The following is a 16,220-nucleotide window of genomic DNA, read 5'->3' as shown; positions in this document are numbered from 1 at the left end:
GCCTGCCCGGGGGCGGGTCACGCCTCGCGGTTGGCGGACTCCGGGGAGAAGGCCGGCAGGCACACGGCGACGTACTCGGCGCCCTCGGGGCCGGAGCTGTAGCGGATCTTCTCGCCGGGCTCGCTGACGTACGCCTGGCCGGCCCGCACCTCGACCGTGCCGCCCTCCTGCTCCACCAGCACGCTGCCGCGCAGCACCAGGGTGAACTCGGCGAAGGAGGGGGTCTGCGGCTCCTCGGTCCAGCCGGCCGGGGCCTTCATGTGCGCGATCGACACGCGCTCGTCGCCGCTGTTCACACGCCCGACGTATTCGTCGATGGTCTTGCCGCCCGGCACCGGGATGCGGGTGGCGGCGTCGATGAGTCGTCCCACCGGGCCAGTGTGGCACGCCCCGCGACGCGCCGGTCAGCGGGCGCCGGTCAATGCGCCACGTCGATCACCAGCCGGTTCGGGGAGCGCTGCTCCAGGGCGCGGAAGCCGGCCTTGTGGTCCAGCGCGAGCGCGACGCTGACGATGCCCTCGAAGTCGCCGTTCCTGACCACGCTGCGCACGTTGGGCAGGCCGGCCTGGAAGATCGGCCCGCCGGCCCAGGTGGACTCGCCGGTGTCGTCGTGGGCCTGGGCCGGTGTCAGCGTGATCTGCAGGTAGGCCCCGCCGGGCACCTCGACCGGCTCACCCGACCCGTCCTGCACCACCTCGTCCACCCAGCGGATCGTGTAGCCGGGGATCTGGCCGTCGAGGTCGATCACCACGCGGTCGTAGTCGTCGTGGCGGGCGTACCTGGCCCCGGTGACCGTGGTCGGCTCGGCCAGCTCGTGCACGACCTCCAGCTCGCCGGTTGCGGTGGGCGGGCCCAGCGCCGCCTGGGTCGGCTCGGCCGTGGGCGACGACGGCGACGGCGCGGGCGTGCTGGCCTCGGGCGCGCGCGAGGTCGGGGCCGTACTGGCGGGCTCGGACGGCGCCGGCCCCGGCCCACCGCCGCCGCATCCGGCGAGCAGGACCACGGACACGGCGAGGACCGCGAGGGCGCGGGCGGTGCGACTGGCGTTCATTGGGCCTCCCAGCCAGTTTGATGCCCCGCGGTCGCGCAGCGTTCACCCCCATACCCGTTCGGATGAGATGCGGAAAACCCCCACGCCCGGGGCGTCCCGGGTGTAGGGGTTCCCTGCGGCCGGACTGCGGCCGGACTGCGGCCCGTCCGTGGCCGGCCTGGGGCCAGGCTGTGGTCAGACGGTTTCCAGGACCTTCTCGTCCTGGGCCGGGACCGGCTGCGGACGGCGGGCGGAGCGCAGGCCGGTCACCGCGATGCCCAGCCCGATCAGGGCCAGGATCGCCGAGACCACGACCGCCGCGCGGATGCCGCCGATCGGGTCGGCCGCGGAGTTGGAGGTCATCACCGCGGTGACCACCGCGAGGACGATCGCGCCGCCGACCTGGCCGGAGGTGTTGAGCAGGCCGGAGGCCAGGCCCTGCTCGTCGTCCGCCACGCCGTTGGTGGCCTGGATGTTGAGCGAGGGGAACGACAGGGCGAAGGCGATGCCGAGCAGCACCATCCCGGGCAGGATCATGCCGAGGCCGGGGTCGGCGTCCACGCCGAGGAAGATGCCGTAGCCGCCCGCGAGCGCGACCGCGCCCACGGCGATCAGGCGCTGGGTGCCGAACCTGTCGGCGAGGTCGCCCATCTTGGTGGAGGTGACGGCCACGAGCAGGCCGGCGGGCAGGAAGGCCAGCGCGGTCTCCAGCGCCGACCAGTGCAGCAGGTTCTGGAAGTACTGCATGGCCACGAACTGGAACCCGACGTAGGAGCCGAACAGGATCACCAGCCCGAGGTTGGCCCGTACGAGCGGCGCCGAGCGCAGGATGCCCAGCCGGACCAGCGGGTGGCGTACGCGCATCTCGGTCAGGACGAACACGGCCAGCAGCGCGACCGCGCCGGCCAGCGTGGCGATGGTGCGCGGCGAGCCCCAGCCGACCTCGGGCGCCTCGACGACGCCGTACACCAGCAGCAGCATCGAGGCGGTGATGGTGACCGCGCCGATCAGGTCGTGGCCGCCGGTCGCCCGCTCCTCGCCGCGGGGCAGCAGCTTGAGCCCGGCGACCAGCGCGATGATCGCGACCGGCACCGGCATCAGGAAGGTCCAGCGCCAGCCCAGCTCGGTCAGCAGCCCCGACAGCACCAGGCCGAGCGAGAAGCCGCTCGCTCCGCAGGCGGTGAAGATGCTGAGCGCCCGGTTGCGGGCCGGGCCCTCGGCGAAGGTCGTGGTGATGATCGACAGGGCGGCGGGTGCGGTGAAGGCGGCGCTGATGCCCTTCAGGAAGCGGGCGGCGATGAGCAGCGCCCCGTCGTCCACGACGCCGCCGAGCAGGGACGCCACGGCGAAGACGGCGAGCGCGGCCAGGAACACCCGCCTGCGGCCGAGCAGGTCGGCGGTCCGGCCCCCGAGCAGCAGCAGACCTCCGTAGCCCAGCACGTAACCGCTGACCACCCACTGCAGTGACGACGTGGTCATGCCCAGGTCCGCCTGGATGGACGGCAGCGCGACACCCACCATCGATACATCGAGTGCATCAAGGAAGATCACAGCGCACAGGACGGTGAGCGCTCCCCACAGGCGCGCGCCCCAGCGCTCTCCGGTTCCGGTTGATGAGGTTGATGAGGTTGACGAGGGAGTCATAGGGTAGACCATACATGCGCACGCATCTAATGCGCCAGCATTTAATGCGTGTACATATGATGAACGCGCATGGTACAATCCGGGTGTGAGCGAAGAGGCAGTGGTCACCGCGTGGCGTACTCTGCTCGCGCAGCACGCCGCGGTCTGGTGCGCCCTGGAACGCGAGCTCGGCGAGAAGCACCACCTCGGGCCCAGCGAGTTCGAGGTGCTGGATCGCATGGTCGAGTCCGGCCAGGACAAGTACCGCGTGCAGGAGCTGGCCGACGCCGTCCACCTCAGCCAGAGCGCGCTGTCGCGCCTGATCGCCCGCCTGGAGCGGGCCGGGCTGGTGAGCCGGTCCATCTGCCAGGCCGACCGCCGCGGCATCTTCGTGTGCATCACCGACGACGGCCGCGCCCGCCACGCCGCCGCCGCGCCCACCCACCGCGCCGTGCTGACGGCCGTCCTGGGCGATGCCGCGCCCGCCACCCTCGCCACCGTCCCGGCCTGAGCCCGCACGAGATTCCCGCCCCGGCCCCGGCCTGCGCGTACGCCGGGCGGCTGACGGCGTTTGGAGAAACAAGACTGTTTTTCGGCGATTTTCCGGTGCACGGTTGTCGGCGTCCCCCAACCACGCCGACAGGAGATCCACCATGGCCGAGACCGTCCCGCTGCACCTCGCGGGCAACAACGCGCCGGTCGCCGCGGAGGTGACGCTGGAGCCGTCGAAGGTGACCGGCGAGATCCCCGCGGAGCTGTCGGGCCAGTTCTTCCGCAACGGGCCCAACCCGCGCACCGGCTGGTCGCCGCACTCCTTCGCGGGCGACGGCATGATCCACACCATCGCCCTGGACGGTGGCCGGGCGCGCTGGTACCGCAACCGGTACGTCCGCACGCCGCTGTACGAGCACCCCGGCGAGTCCCGCTTCGCGCTCGCCTTCGACCCCGAGACGGGCCGGATCGACTACCGGGTCACCACCGCCAACACCCACCTGATCGCGCACGCGGGCCGGCTGTTCACGCTGGAGGAGGGCGGCTTCCCGTACGAGGTGACGCCGGAGCTGGCCACGATCGGGGCCTACACCTTCGACGGGCGCCTGGAGACGCCCATGACCGCGCACCCGAAGACCTGCCCGATCACCGGCGAGCTGCTGTTCTTCGGCTACCGGCTGCGGCCGCCGTACCTGACCTACTACCGGGCCGACGCGGCGGGCACGGTGGTGCAGAGGCGGGTGATCGACGTGCCGCGGGCCACGATGATGCACGACTTCGCCGTCACCCGCGACCACGTGGTCTTCCTGGACCTGCCGGTCGTCTTCGACGCGGCCGGCGCCGCCGCGGGCGGGCCGCCGTGGCGCTGGGACGACGCCCACCGGGCCAGGTTCGGCGTGCTGCCGCGCACGGCCGGCGACGACACCCCCGTACGCTGGTTCGACGTCGCGCCGTGCTATGTGTGGCACACCATGAACGCCTTCGACGACCCGGACGCGGGCACGATCACGGTCACCGGCACCCGGGTGCCGTGGCTGTGGCGCGGCGGCCCCGAGGACGTCGGCGGCGGGCTGCCGGCCCTGCACCGCTGGACGCTGGACCTGCGCGCGGGCACGGTCGCCGAGGGCCCGCTCGACGACACGCCCAGCGAGTACCCGCGCGTCGCCGACGCCGTGATCGGGCTGCCGCACCGCTACGGCTACACCACCGCCTTCTCCCTCGACCCCGAGCCGGAGCGCTCGGAGATCTACGCCTACGACCTGGCGGGCGGCGGCGTACGGGCCGTGCACCGCCTCCCGCGCGGGCACACCTGCGGCGAGGCGGTGTTCGTGGCGAGGGAGGGCGCGACCGCCGAGAACGACGGGTATCTGATGACCTTCGCCCACGACCGGGCGAGCGACCGGAGCTACCTGGCCATCCTGGACGCCGCGGACCTGGCCGCGCCGCCGCTGGCCGAGGTGCACGTCCCGGTGCGCGTACCCGCCGGGTTCCACGGCAACTGGGTACCGATGGGATAGGCCCGAGAAAGGGGGGCACATGGTGGACCTGCGGGTCGCGGTGCACGCGAAGGCGAGCCCGGAGCGGGTGTTCGCGGTGCTCACCGACTGGCCGCGGCACGAGGAGTGGATGCTGCTCACCCGCGCGGAGGTGACCGGCGGCGACGGGCGGAGCGTGGGCAGCGGGCTCGCGGCCTTCACCGGGCTGGGGCCCGTGGGGTTCACCGACACGATGGAGATCACCCGCTGGATTCCGCCGCACACCGTGGAGGTGCGGCACACGGGCGGGCTCGTCCGCGGCACCGGCCGCTTCCACGTGCTGCCGCGCGCGGGCGGCGGCAGCACCATCGTGTGGGAGGAGTCGCTGGACCCGCCGCTCGGCCCGGTGGGATGGCTCGCGCTCACCCTGGCCCGCCCGGCGAACACCACGTTCCTCAAGCTCTCCCTGCGCCGCCTGGCCGCCCTCGCCGCCGCCGGGTGAGCGTACGGCTCAGCCCTCGGGGTGCTCGCCGTACGGCGTGGTGATCAGCTCCATGCTGTGGCCGTCGGGGTCGTCGAAGTAGACGCCGCGCCCGCCGTAGTGGTGGTTGATCTCGCCCGGCCGGCGCCGGAACGGGTCGGCGTAGTAGGTCAGCCCCGCCTCCCGGATGCGGGCGAAGGCCGCGTCGAACTCGGCCTCGCTCACCAGGAACGCGTAGTGCTGGGGCTGGACCTCGCCCCGCTCCACCTGGAGGTAGTCCAGCGTGACCCGGTTGCCCAGCTCGACCGGCAGGAACGGCCCCCACGGCCGTCCCACCGGCAGCCCCAGGATGCGGGCCAGGAACTCCGCCGACGCGGCCTGGTCCGTAGCGCGGACGATGGTGTGGTTCAGCTCGACGCTCATGCTCGGGTCTCCTTGTGATCGTCATTTCGCGAGGGGCACGGCCCGCGGATGGGTCTCCAGATGCGTGCCTGCCCACCGCGACGGCGCTCTCACCGTGCTCGCGCGGCGAAAGCGATCAAGACTTCCGCCGTCGCGGCGCGAGCACCGCCGCCGCCGTGAGAACCTATATCGCCGATCAAACCGCGACGAAGAAGGACGATCCGCGATGTCCGCCACCCCTCCGCCCGCCATCCGGCTCTGCGTCACCGGGGGCGGCACGGGAGGGCACACCTATCCCGCGCTGACCACCATCGACGCCGTACGCAGGCACGCGCGGGCCCGCGGGCGCGATGTGGACGTGCTGTGGGTGGGCACCGCCACCGGCCTGGAGGCCCGGGTCGCGCCCGAGCACGGCATCCCGTTCACCGCCATCACCACCGGCAAGCTGCGCCGCTCGCCCAACCTGCGCGAGCTGGGCACCAACGTCGCCGACGCGTTCCGGGTGCCCCTCGGCGTGCTCCAGGCGATCTCGGCGGTGCGCCGGCACCGGCCCGACGTGGTGCTGTCCACCGGCGGGTACGTCGCCGTGCCCATCGGCCTGGCCGCCTTCCTGCTGCGCCGCCCGCTCGTCATGCACGAGCAGACCACCACGCTGGGCCTGGCCAACCGCATCCTCGCCCGCTTCGCCACCCGCATCGCCGTCAGCCACGACAGCTCCCTGGAGCACCTGTCCGGCGCGGTACGCCGCAAGGCCGTGGTCACCGGCAACCCGGTGCGGCCCGAGGTGCTGCGCGGCGACCCGGCCCGGGGCCGGGCCATGCTCGGCCTGGCGCCCGGCCAGCCGCTGGTCTACGTCACCGGCGGCGCCCAGGGCAGCAAGCAGATCAACACGCTGATCGAGGCCCTGCTGCCGCACCTGCTCACCCGGGCCTACGTCCTGCACCAGTGCGGGCCCGCCTGGGCCGACCAGCTCGCCCAGGCCGCCGCCGCGCTCCCGGGCCACCTGCGCGCCCGCTACCGCCCGGTCCCCTACCTCGGCGCGGAGCTGCCCGACATCCTGGCCGCCGCCGACGTCGTGGTCTCGCGCAGCGGCGCGGGCACCCTGGCCGAGCTGACCGCGATCGGCAAGCCCTCGGTGCTGATCCCGCTCATCCCCAGCGGGGGTGACGAGCAGCGCGGCAACGCCCGCCACCTCGCCGCCGCGGGCGCCGCCCGCGCCCTGCTGGAGCCCGGCCCCACCCCCGAGGACCTGATGCGCGAGCTGGCCCTGGTCCTGGACGACCCGGGCCGCCGCGCCCACATGGCCGCCGCCGCCCGCGCCCTGGGCCGCACCAACGCCGCCGACAACCTGACCGCGCTGATCATGGACACGCTGCGCTGACTCAGGCGGTCACGCGGTCGATCACCAGTGGCAGGAGGTCGGCGGGGGCGTCGGCGATGGTCCAGGCGTCGCGCAGGGCCTCCTGGGCCCGGGGGAACCGGGAGGGGTCGTCGGCGTGCAGGGTCATCAGGGGGCGGCCGGGCTCGACCTTGTCGCCCGGCTTGGCGTGCAGGGTGATGCCCGCCCCGGGGCTCACCGGGTCCTCCTTGCGGGCGCGGCCCGCGCCCAGCCGCCAGGCGGCCACGCCGACCGCGTACGCGTCGAGGGTGGCGAGGACCCCGCTCGACCCGGCGGTGATCTCCAGGGTCTCGGGGGCGGCCGGCAGCGGCGCGTCGGGGTCGCCGCCCTGAGCGATGATCATGCGCCGCCAGGCGTCCATGGCGCTGCCGTCGGCCAGGGCGCGTTCGGGGTCCTTGGCGCCCGGTACGCCGGCCGCCTCCAGCATCTCGCGGGCCAGGCGCAGGGTGAGCTCCACCACGTCGGCCGGCCCGCCGCCGGACAGGACCTCGACCGCCTCGGCGACCTCCAGGGCGTTGCCGACCGCCAGGCCGAGGGGGCGGTCCATGGCGGTCAGCAGGGCCACCGTGCGGACCCCGGCGTCGGTGCCCAGCTCGACCATGGTCCGGGCCAGCTCGCGGGCCGTCTCGGTGGTCTTCATGAAGGCCCCTGAGCCCACCTTGACGTCCAGGACCAGCGAGCCGGTGCCCTCGGCGATCTTCTTGCTCATGATGGAGCTGGCGATCAGCGGGATCGACTCGACGGTGCCGGTGACGTCGCGCAGGGCGTACAGCTTCTTGTCGGCGGGGGCCAGGCCGCCGCCTGCCGCGCACACGACCGCGCCCGCCTCGCGGATGACCGCGAGCATCTCGGCGTTGGTCAGGTCCGCCCGCCAGCCGGGGATCGACTCCAGCTTGTCCAGGGTGCCGCCGGTGTGGCCGAGACCGCGGCCGGAGAGCTGCGGGACGTACGCGCCGCAGGCCGCCACCAGGGGCGCCAGCGGAAGGGTGATCTTGTCGCCCACGCCGCCGGTCGAGTGCTTGTCGGCCGTCGGACGCTCCAGCATCGACCAGTCCATGCGCTCGCCGGAGTCGATCATGGCCTGGGTCCAGTCGGCGATCTCACGCCGGGTCATGCCGCGCAGCAGGATGGCCATGGCGAGGGAGGACATCTGCTCCTCGGCGATGGCGCCCCGGGTGTAGGCGTCGATCGTCCAGCGGATCTGCTCGGTGCTCAGCTCGCCGCCGTCGCGCTTGGTGATGATGACGTCGATGGCGTCCACGGCTCACGCCCCCCTGCTCAGGTCGTCGGGGCCGAACGCGTACGGCAGGATCTCCGCCATCGGCTTGGGCCCGTCGGCCGTCTCGACCAGCAGTTCCGGGCCGCCGTGCTCGTAGAGGAGCTGGCGGCAGCGTCCGCAGGGCATCAGCAGCTCCTCGTGGCCGTCCACGCAGGTGAAGGCCACCAGGCGCCCGCCGCCCGTGGCGTGCAGGGCCGAGACCAGGCCGCACTCGGCGCACAGCCCCACGCCGTAGGAGGCGTTCTCCACGTTGCAGCCGGTCACGATGCGACCGTCATCGACCAGCGCCGCCGCGCCCACCGGGAACTTCGAGTACGGCGCGTAGGCGTGCGTCATCGCCTCCACCGCGGCCTGGTGCAGGCGGGTCCAGTCGATGCTCAATGTTGCTCTCCTCTGCGGTAGCGAACGCCGTCGGCCTTGGGCATCCGCAGCCGCTGTGAGGCTACCGACAGCACCAGCAGCGTCAGCACGTGCGGGGTGATGAAGACGAACTCGTTCGGCAACGTGTCCACCGTGAGCCACAGCCACAGCAGGGCCACCGCGCCGAGCGCGGCGAAGGCCACCGCCGTGTACGTCCCGGCGGTGCGGTTCGCGGCCGTCGCCGCCTTCCGCGCCTGCATGATCGCGTAGCCGAGCAGGAGCAGCGCGCCGAACAGGAACAGGCCCGTCACCGCCTGGGAGCTGCGGAGCTGCAGGCCGTCGGCGTAGCCGAACAGCGACGCCCCCGCCGCCAGGCCGCCGGGGCGCCAGTTGCCGAAGATCATGGCGGCCAGGCCGATGAAGCCGCGGCCGGAGGTCTGGCCCTCGACGTACTTCTGCGTCACGAAGACCAGGAACACGCCGCCCAGGCCGGCGAAGGCGCCGGAGATCACGGTGGCGATGTACTTGGTGCGGTAGACGTTCACGCCCAGCGACTCGGCCGCCCACGGGTTCTCGCCGCAGGAGCGCAGCCGCAGGCCGAAGGCGGTGTGCCAGAGCACGTAGTACGTCAGCGGGATCAGCGCCACCGCCAGGATGGCCAGCACGTTGACATCCCTGGTGAGGCCGCGCAGCATCCCGGCCACGTCGGACAGCAGGAACCAGTGGGTGCTCTCCAGGTCACCCAGCCAGTCCTGGCCCGACGACAGCAGCGGCACGCTGACCGTGGGCACCTCGGCGAGCGTGGGCGAGGTGGTGATGCCGGCGCCGGCCTCGCTCGCCGCGGTGCCCTCGCGGTAGAGGACCTCCGACAGGAAGCGGGTGATGCCGGGGCCGAGCAGGTTGATCGCGACGCCGCTGATGATGTGGTCCACGCCGAAGGTGACGGTGGCGACGGCGTGCAGCAGGCCGCCGAGCGCGCCGCCGAGCAGGCCCGCGACCAGGGCGGCCAGCGGCCCCCACTGGTAGCCGGCCCAGCCGGCGAACCAGGTGCCGAGCACCATCATGCCCTCAAGGCCGATGTTGACCACGCCGGCCCGCTCGGCCCACAGGCCGCCCAGCCCGGCCAGGCCGATGGGGATGGCCAGGCCGAGGGCGGCGCGGAAGGTGCCGGAGGACGTCAGGTCGGTGGCGTCGGCGAGCACCCGGACCAGGGAGAGCGCCACGATGAGCAGGGCCACCCCGATCAGGACGAGGTGGTAGCGGCGTACGCGGCGGGCCTCGGCCGTGCCCTCGGAGACCGTCTGGACGCTCATGCGCTCGCTCCGGCGGGGGCCGGGGCGGAGGCGTGCCCGGCGGCGCGGCGCTCCTCCTGGCGGAGGGCGAACCGCCTGGTGACCTCGTTGGCGATGACGACCATGAGCACGATCGCTCCCTGGATGATGGAGACGACGGACGGCGGGATGTCGGCGAACTGCAGCGGGGTGGTCGCGCGGTCCAGGAACCCGAACAGCAGCGCGGCCAGCGCGATGCCGCCCGGCTTGTTCCGGCCGAGCAGGGCGACGGCGATGCCGAGGAAGCCGAGGCCGGGGGTGAAGCTGGTGCCGTAGCTGCCGGTGCGGCCCAGGATCTCGGGCAGGCCGATGAGCCCGGCGACCGCGCCCGACAGCACCATCGCCGAGATGATCATTGTGCGCGGGTTGACGCCGGAGGCGAGCGCGGCCGTGCCGTTAAGGCCGCTGGCCTTGACCTCGAAGCCGAAGCGGGTGCGCTCCAGCACCACCCAGATGACCACGCCCACGACGGCCGCGACGATCAGGAAGCCCCACAGCCCGGCGCCGCGCGGGGCGGGCAGGCCGAACATCGTGAACAGCCAGTTCACGTTGGGGAACATGCCCGACTCGGGGATCGGCGGGGTGGAGGTGGTCAGCACGCCCTCCTCGCGCTCGCCGGCGAACGGGCCGCGGACGAGGTAGGCGGCCATGCTGATCGCGATGAAGTTCAGCATGATCGTCGCGATGACCTCGTTGACGCCGCGGTAGACCTTCAGCAGCGCGGGGATCAGCGCGTACAGGCCGCCGGCGACCATCGCGACCACGATGATCACGGTCAGGTGCAGCGGCGCGGGCAGCGCGAGCTGGCCGCCGACGAAGGCGGCGACGAGCGCGGCGATCCGGTACTGGCCCTCCACGCCGATGTTGAACAGGTTCATCCGGAAGCCGATGGCCACGGCCAGGCCCGCGATGAACAGCGGGGTCGCCCGGTTCAGGATGGTGGTGATGTTGTTGACGACGGCGTTGGTGACGTCGCCGAAGTCGAACATCGCCTGCAACGCGGTGATCGGGCTGGCCCCGGCCGCGACGATCGCGATGCTGGAGACCGCGAACGCGAACAGCACCGCGGCGACCGCGCCGAGCGCGGTGAGCCCGGCCCGCTGCAACCCTGCGATCTTCATGCCTGGTCCTCCGCGATGGCGCCGGTCATGTAGCCGCCGAGTTTCTCGGGGGTGACCCGGCCGGGGTCGAGGCGGGCGACGAACCGGCCCCGGTAGATGACGTACAGGGTGTCGGACAGGCCGATCAGCTCGTCCAGGTCGGCCGAGATGAGCAGCACGGCCAGGCCGGACGCCCGCGCGTCGCGCAGGTGGTCCCAGATGGCGGCCTGGGCGCCGACGTCCACGCCGCGCGTCGGGTGGGCGGCGATGAGCGCCTTGGGGTCGCCGCTCATCTCACGGCCGACGATCAGCTTCTGCTGGTTGCCGCCGGACAGGGCCAGCGCGAGCGTGTCCACGCCGGGGGTGCGCACGTCGTACGCCCTGACGATCCGCTCGGTGTCCTTGCGGGCGGCGGCGCGGTTGATCCAGATGCCCGCGCGCGCCGGAGGCCGGGTCTGGTGGCCGAGCACCCGGTTCTCCCACAGCGACGCCTCAAGCAGCAGGCCCTCGCGGTGCCGGTCCTCGGGGATGTAGGCGATGCCCGACTCGCGGCGCCTGCGGGTGGACCAGGCGGTGATGTCCTCGCCGCCCAGCTCGATCGCGCCGGCGGCCAGCGGGTGCAGGCCCATGATGGCCTCGATCAGCTCGGTCTGGCCGTTGCCCTCGACCCCGGCCACGCCGACGACCTCGCCCGCGTGCACCGGGAACGACACGTCGTCCAGCACCACGCGGTCGCCCTCGGTGACGCGCAGGCCGCGCACGTCGAGCACGACCCGGTCGGTGACCGTGGACTCGCGGGTCTCGGGGGTGGGCAGCTCGCTGCCGACCATCAGCTCGGCCAGCTCGCGCGAGGTGACGTCGCGCGGCAGCACGCTGGCGACGGTGGTGCCGCGCCGGATCACGGTGATCGCGTCGGCGATGTCCAGCACCTCGTCCAGCTTGTGCGAGATGAAGATCACGGTCAGGCCCTCGGCCTTGAGCTCGCGCAGGTTGTCGAACAGCTCCTCGACCTCCTGCGGCACCAGGACCGCGGTGGGCTCGTCCAGGATCAGGATGCGCGCGCCGCGGTAGAGCACCTTGAGGATCTCCACCCGCTGCCGCTCGCCGACGCCGAGGTCCTCCACCAGCCGGTCGGGATCGACCCGCAGGCCGTGCGCCTCGGCGAGTTGCCTGATCCGGGCGCGGGCGGCGCCGGTGTCGAGCCGGCCGGCCTTCTTCGGCTCGGCGCCGAGGACGATGTTCTCCAGCACGGTCAGGTTGTCGGCCAGCATGAAGTGCTGGTGCACCATGCCGATGCCGGCCGCGATGGCGTCGCTGGGGGTCTTGAAGCTCACCTGCCGGCCGTTGACCCGGATCGTGCCCTCGTCCGGCCGCTGCATGCCGTACAGGATCTTCATCAGCGTGGACTTGCCGGCGCCGTTCTCGCCCACGATGGCGTGGACGGTGCCCGGGGCGACGGTGATCCGAATGTCGTGGTTGGCGACGACGCCGGGGAAGCGCTTGGTGATGCCCTCCAGCGCGACGGCGGGCGGCGCCGTGGAGAGGGTGTCCGAGCTCGTCGACAATGGGTTCTCCTCGAAGCTCCCCGCCGGGCCGCCGGGGGTGTGGCGGCCCGGCCGAGGTAAGTCCAGGGCGTGGCGAGGGCGGGGCGGCGGCCGCGAGATAGGGCGAAGCCCGGGAAGCGGATGTGGGTCCGCTCCCCGGGCCACGCGCGAACCTCGCGCACGGTCTTTACCCGGTACGGCCGGAACACGATCTCGTGATTCGCACCCTTTTCCCACCGCTATCAGGAGATAGCAGGGGGTATCAGGAGTTGCAGGATTTCCGGCCTGTGCAGCCCGGTGCGTCAGGGCTTGTCGGGCACCGTGATCTCGCCGCTGATGATCTTCTGCTTGGCCTCGTCAAGCTTGTCCTGGATGTCGGAGATGTGGTCACCGGTGGTGGCCAGGCCGACGCCCTCGGTCTTGAGGTCGTAGACGACGTCGCTGCCGCCCTTCGCACCGCCCTGGAAGGCCTTGATGTACTCGAACACCGCGTTGTCCACCCGCTTGAGCATGGACGTCATGATGACCTTGGACAGCGCCTGGTCCTTGACGGTCAGCGCCTGGTCGGCGTCCACGCCGATCGCCCACTTGCCCTCGCCGGCCGCCGCCGCGGCCTGGAAGACGCCCTGGCCGGAGTCACCGGCGGCGTGGTAGACGATGTCGGCGCCGTCCTGGAACATCTTCTCGGCCGCGATCTTGCCCTTGTCTGGGGCCTTGAAGCCGCTGAAGTCGCCGTCGGGGGTGAGGTACTTGGAGTCGATCTTGATGTCCGGCTTGGTGGCCTTGGCGCCCGCCAGGAAGCCGGCCTCGAACTTCTTGATCAGATCGCTCTCGACGCCGCCGACGAAGCCGAGGTGGCCGGTCTTGCTCTTCAGCGCCGCCGCGACGCCCGCCAGGTAGGAGCCCTGCTGCTCGGCGAACAGCAGGCCGGTGACGTTCGGCCCGTTGGAGGCCGAGTCGACGATGGCGAACTGGACGTCGGTGTACTCCTTGGCGACCTTCTCGACGTCGGCCGCGTACGCGAAGCCGACCGCGACGATCGGGTTGTAGCCGGCGTCGGCGAGCTGACGCAGCAGCTCACCGCGGTTCGAGCCGTCGCCGGCCGGGCTCAGGTCCCTGATCTCGGCGCCGAGCTCCTTCTGGGCCCGCTCCAGGCCGGCGTAGGCGGAGTCGTTGAACGACTTGTCACCGCGACCGCCGACGTCGAACGCCAGACCGACCTTGAGGCTGCCGGACTGCGACGCCTCGCCGGAGGCACCCGGGCTCGCGGTGCTCGATCCGCTGTCGCTGCTACCTCCACATGCGGCTGCGGCCATGAGCATGGCGCCGGCCAGCGTACTGATGGCCAGCTTGCCAAATTTGTTGCGGAGCAAGGTGACTCCTCCCATTCCCCGCCGTCCACTCTCGTCGCGCGCGCGCAGAGCACGCGGCAACCCTGCACGGAAGATAGTTGTTTGACCAGGACACACCAAACCTGCACACAGCTCCGCAACCGCTCCGTTACCGACCTCAAGCGCGTCTGTGACCCGATCTCATATTCGGACGAGCGGCGCACATCGGTCACGGCGTCCGGCCCGGGGGGAGACTCCGTCACGAAGAGTGCGACCGGGATCGCCGCGCGTGTGCCCGCGCGAAGCTTACGCGGTCTTGACCGTCGGCCCAAGTCCGGTGCCGGTCCTCAAGCCCACCTTTACCTAAATTTTGGCCGCTGTCGAGATCTTGCGTCAGTGCGCGTCCTGGCGGACCCTTCAGGCAGTCGCGCGGCGTCCCCCCTCAGGAGATCATGATGCGCAGCGGTCGGCAGGCGGTACTCCTCAGCGTGCTCCTCGCGGCGGCCCTGGCCGCCGCGCCCATCTCTCCCGCCGGGGCGTCGGCGCCGCCGGTGAAACCGCCCGTCGCCGGCGGGGCCACCCAGCCGGTGTACTCGCGCGCCGACGCGGTGGTGCAGACCGTGTACGTCGAGGTCGCCGGGGTGGACAGCGACGCCGACGGCACCCCCGACCGGGTCGCGGTGGACATCATGCGCCCCAAGGAGACCGAGCAGGGCCTGAAGGTGCCGGTCATCATGGAGGCCAGCCCGTACTACGCGGGCGGCAACGACGTGCCCAACCACGACGTGGACATCGACGACGGCGAGGCGTTCAAGACCCGCAGCGCCCGCAACAAGATGGACGCCCTCGCCGAGGCCGGCGTCACCGTGAACGCGGCCGGCCCGTTCGACGGCTACTACGACAACTACTTCGTGCCGCGCGGCTACGCGGTGGCGCTGGTGGAGAACCTGGGCAGCGGGCGGGCGACCGGCTGCCCCACCACCGGCGACCGCAACGAGACGCTCGGCCCGAAGGCCGCGATCGACTGGCTCAACGGCCGGGCCCGCGGCTTCGACGCGACCGGCGCGCCGGTGACGGCGTACTGGTCCACCGGGAACGTCGGCATGATCGGGGTCTCCTACAACGGCACGCTGCCCAACGCGGTGGCCACCACCGGCGTCAAGGGCCTGAAGACGATCGTGCCGATCGCCGCGATCTCCTCCTGGTACGACTACTACCGCGCCAACGGCGGCGTGCTCGCGCCCGGCGGGTTCCAGGGCGAGGACGCCGACGTACTGGCCAGATACGTCCTGACCCGCGCGAACGGGCAGCAGGCGTGCGGCGCGCTCATCGACCGGATCGAGCAGGACCAGGACCGGGTCACCGGCGACTACAGCCCCTTCTGGGACGCCCGCAACTACCTCGACGACGTGCGCAAGGTCAAGGCCAGCGTGTTCCTGGTGCACGGGCTCAACGACTGGAACGTCAAGACCAAGCAGGCCGCGCAGTGGTGGGACGCCCTGGCCCGCCAGGGCACGCCGCGCAAGATCTGGCTGACCCAGGGCGCGCACAGCAACCCGTTCAACATCCGCACCGCCGAGTGGCTGCGCCAGCTCCACGCCTGGTTCGACCACTGGCTGTACGGCATCGACAACGGCATCATGCGCGAGCCCCAGGCCGACATCGAGCACGCGGCCGGGCAGTGGGGACGGCACGCGTCCTGGCCGCTGCCCGGCACCCGGCCGGTCTCGGTCCCGCTGGGCGGCGCGGGCACCCAGGCGTTCACCGACCAGAAGACGCGTACGGCCGAGCAGCTCGCCGCCGCCCCCGAGACGGCCGACCCGAACCGGCTGGCGTACCTGTTCCCCCCGCTGACCAGGGACGTCCGGATCTCCGGCACCCCCACGATCAAGGTCCGGGCCTCCCTGGAGGCAGGCCGCTCGCCGTACCTCACCGCGCTGCTGGTGGACTACGGCGAGGACACCCGCGCCACCGGCGCCCTGCGCGCGACCGGCGAACAGCTCTGCTACGGCCAGGGCGTACCCGGCGACACCGGCTGCACCGCACTGCGCGAGCACGTCACCGCGACCGCCCCCTTCAAGATCGTGACCCGCGGCTGGCTCGACGTCCGCAACCGCCACCGCGCCGACCGCACCCAGGAGCTCCGCCCCGGCAAGATGTACGACTTCCGCTGGGACCTCCAGGCCCAGGACTACATCTTCAAGGCCGGCCACCGCATCGGCGTCGTGCTGCTCTCCACCGACCACGACTACACCCTGCGCTACCCGCCCGGCACAGTGATCAAGGTCCAACCCGCCAAGAGCACCCTCTCCCTGCCCGTGTCGCGCACAGACAGGGCTCACGAGGCACCCTGAAAGCGGGTTGTGCTGTGCT

General features: G+C 72.2%; 15 protein-coding genes. 5 read left to right on the top strand and 10 right to left on the bottom strand.

All coding sequences use genetic code 11. The annotated features are described in order from the left end of the window. Positions 1–17: 17 nt before the first annotated feature. The 3 genes from HNP84_RS21580 to HNP84_RS21570 all read right to left on the bottom strand — a co-directional run bounded on the left by HNP84_RS21580 (position 18) and on the right by HNP84_RS21570 (position 2,674). A complete protein-coding gene (locus HNP84_RS21580) occupies positions 18–371 on the bottom strand; it encodes a cupin domain-containing protein (protein ID WP_185051605.1) in 354 nt (117 codons plus the stop codon). Between the two features lie 47 nt (positions 372–418). Next, complete coding sequence (locus HNP84_RS21575; protein WP_185051604.1) at positions 419–1,051, bottom strand: AMIN-like domain-containing (lipo)protein; 633 nt, start codon at positions 1,049–1,051, stop codon at positions 419–421. 174 nt (positions 1,052–1,225) lie between these two features. Beyond that, entirely contained in the window at positions 1,226–2,674 is a 1,449-nt protein-coding gene (locus tag HNP84_RS21570) for an MFS transporter (protein WP_246518470.1), read from the bottom strand. An 85-nt stretch (positions 2,675–2,759) separates the two neighbouring features. On the opposite strand from HNP84_RS21570, the gene HNP84_RS21565 reads away from it, so the two are divergent. The 3 genes from HNP84_RS21565 (at position 2,760) to HNP84_RS21555 (ending at position 5,122) form a co-directional block, all read left to right on the top strand. Next, positions 2,760–3,164 carry a MarR family transcriptional regulator gene (locus HNP84_RS21565; RefSeq protein WP_185051602.1) on the top strand — a complete coding sequence of 135 codons (405 nt, stop codon included), beginning with the start codon at positions 2,760–2,762 and terminating at the stop codon, positions 3,162–3,164. A 142-nt stretch (positions 3,165–3,306) separates the two neighbouring features. Then, the gene (locus tag HNP84_RS21560) at positions 3,307–4,662 is read left to right on the top strand and encodes a carotenoid oxygenase family protein (RefSeq protein WP_185051601.1); all 1,356 of its coding nucleotides are present in this window, start codon (positions 3,307–3,309) and stop codon (positions 4,660–4,662) included. 19 nt (positions 4,663–4,681) lie between these two features. Further along, on the top strand, positions 4,682–5,122 hold the full coding sequence (locus HNP84_RS21555; protein ID WP_185051600.1) for an SRPBCC family protein: 441 nt from the start codon (positions 4,682–4,684) through the stop codon (positions 5,120–5,122). A 9-nt stretch (positions 5,123–5,131) separates the two neighbouring features. Here HNP84_RS21555 and HNP84_RS21550 read toward each other — a convergent pair whose 3' ends face one another. Then, positions 5,132–5,524: a VOC family protein gene (locus HNP84_RS21550; RefSeq protein ID WP_185051599.1), complete on the bottom strand. Its 393-nt coding sequence runs from the start codon at positions 5,522–5,524 to the stop codon at positions 5,132–5,134. Positions 5,525–5,729: 205 nt separating this feature from the next. Here HNP84_RS21550 and HNP84_RS21545 point away from each other — a divergent pair, with 205 nt between their 5' ends. Beyond that, complete coding sequence (locus tag HNP84_RS21545; RefSeq protein ID WP_185051598.1) at positions 5,730–6,884, top strand: UDP-N-acetylglucosamine--N-acetylmuramyl-(pentapeptide) pyrophosphoryl-undecaprenol N-acetylglucosamine transferase; 1,155 nt, start codon at positions 5,730–5,732, stop codon at positions 6,882–6,884. A 1-nt stretch (position 6,885) separates the two neighbouring features. On the opposite strand, the gene HNP84_RS21540 is transcribed toward HNP84_RS21545, so the two are convergent. The 6 genes from HNP84_RS21540 to HNP84_RS21515 form a co-directional block, all read right to left on the bottom strand. Then, positions 6,886–8,163, bottom strand: a complete 1,278-nt coding sequence (locus HNP84_RS21540) for a thymidine phosphorylase (protein ID WP_185051597.1) — start codon at positions 8,161–8,163, stop codon at positions 6,886–6,888. Between the two features lie 3 nt (positions 8,164–8,166). Beyond that, positions 8,167–8,562: a cytidine deaminase gene (locus tag HNP84_RS21535; RefSeq protein WP_185051596.1), complete on the bottom strand. Its 396-nt coding sequence runs from the start codon at positions 8,560–8,562 to the stop codon at positions 8,167–8,169. Beyond that, positions 8,559–9,854 (bottom strand): ABC transporter permease, encoded by a 1,296-nt coding sequence (locus HNP84_RS21530; RefSeq protein WP_185051595.1) that lies wholly within the window; start codon positions 9,852–9,854, stop codon positions 8,559–8,561. Before HNP84_RS21530 ends, HNP84_RS21535 begins: the two co-directional genes overlap by 4 nt. Next, complete coding sequence (locus tag HNP84_RS21525) at positions 9,851–10,993, bottom strand: ABC transporter permease (RefSeq protein ID WP_185051594.1); 1,143 nt, start codon at positions 10,991–10,993, stop codon at positions 9,851–9,853. The genes HNP84_RS21530 and HNP84_RS21525 overlap by 4 nt, the downstream gene beginning before the upstream one ends. Next, complete coding sequence (locus HNP84_RS21520; protein WP_185051593.1) at positions 10,990–12,537, bottom strand: ABC transporter ATP-binding protein; 1,548 nt, start codon at positions 12,535–12,537, stop codon at positions 10,990–10,992. Before HNP84_RS21520 ends, HNP84_RS21525 begins: the two co-directional genes overlap by 4 nt. Before the next feature lie 281 nt (positions 12,538–12,818). Then, positions 12,819–13,889, bottom strand: a complete 1,071-nt coding sequence (locus tag HNP84_RS21515; RefSeq protein ID WP_221336556.1) for a BMP family lipoprotein — start codon at positions 13,887–13,889, stop codon at positions 12,819–12,821. A 410-nt stretch (positions 13,890–14,299) separates the two neighbouring features. Here HNP84_RS21515 and HNP84_RS21510 point away from each other — a divergent pair, with 410 nt between their 5' ends. After that, entirely contained in the window at positions 14,300–16,201 is a 1,902-nt protein-coding gene (locus tag HNP84_RS21510) for a Xaa-Pro dipeptidyl-peptidase (RefSeq protein WP_185051591.1), read from the top strand. Positions 16,202–16,220: the final 19 nt, after the last annotated feature.

The sequence above is a fragment of the Thermocatellispora tengchongensis genome (assembly GCF_014202315.1).
GTDB classification, from domain to species: domain Bacteria; phylum Actinomycetota; class Actinomycetes; order Streptosporangiales; family Streptosporangiaceae; genus Thermocatellispora; species Thermocatellispora tengchongensis.
This window is presented reverse-complemented; position numbering and strand designations above follow the sequence as displayed.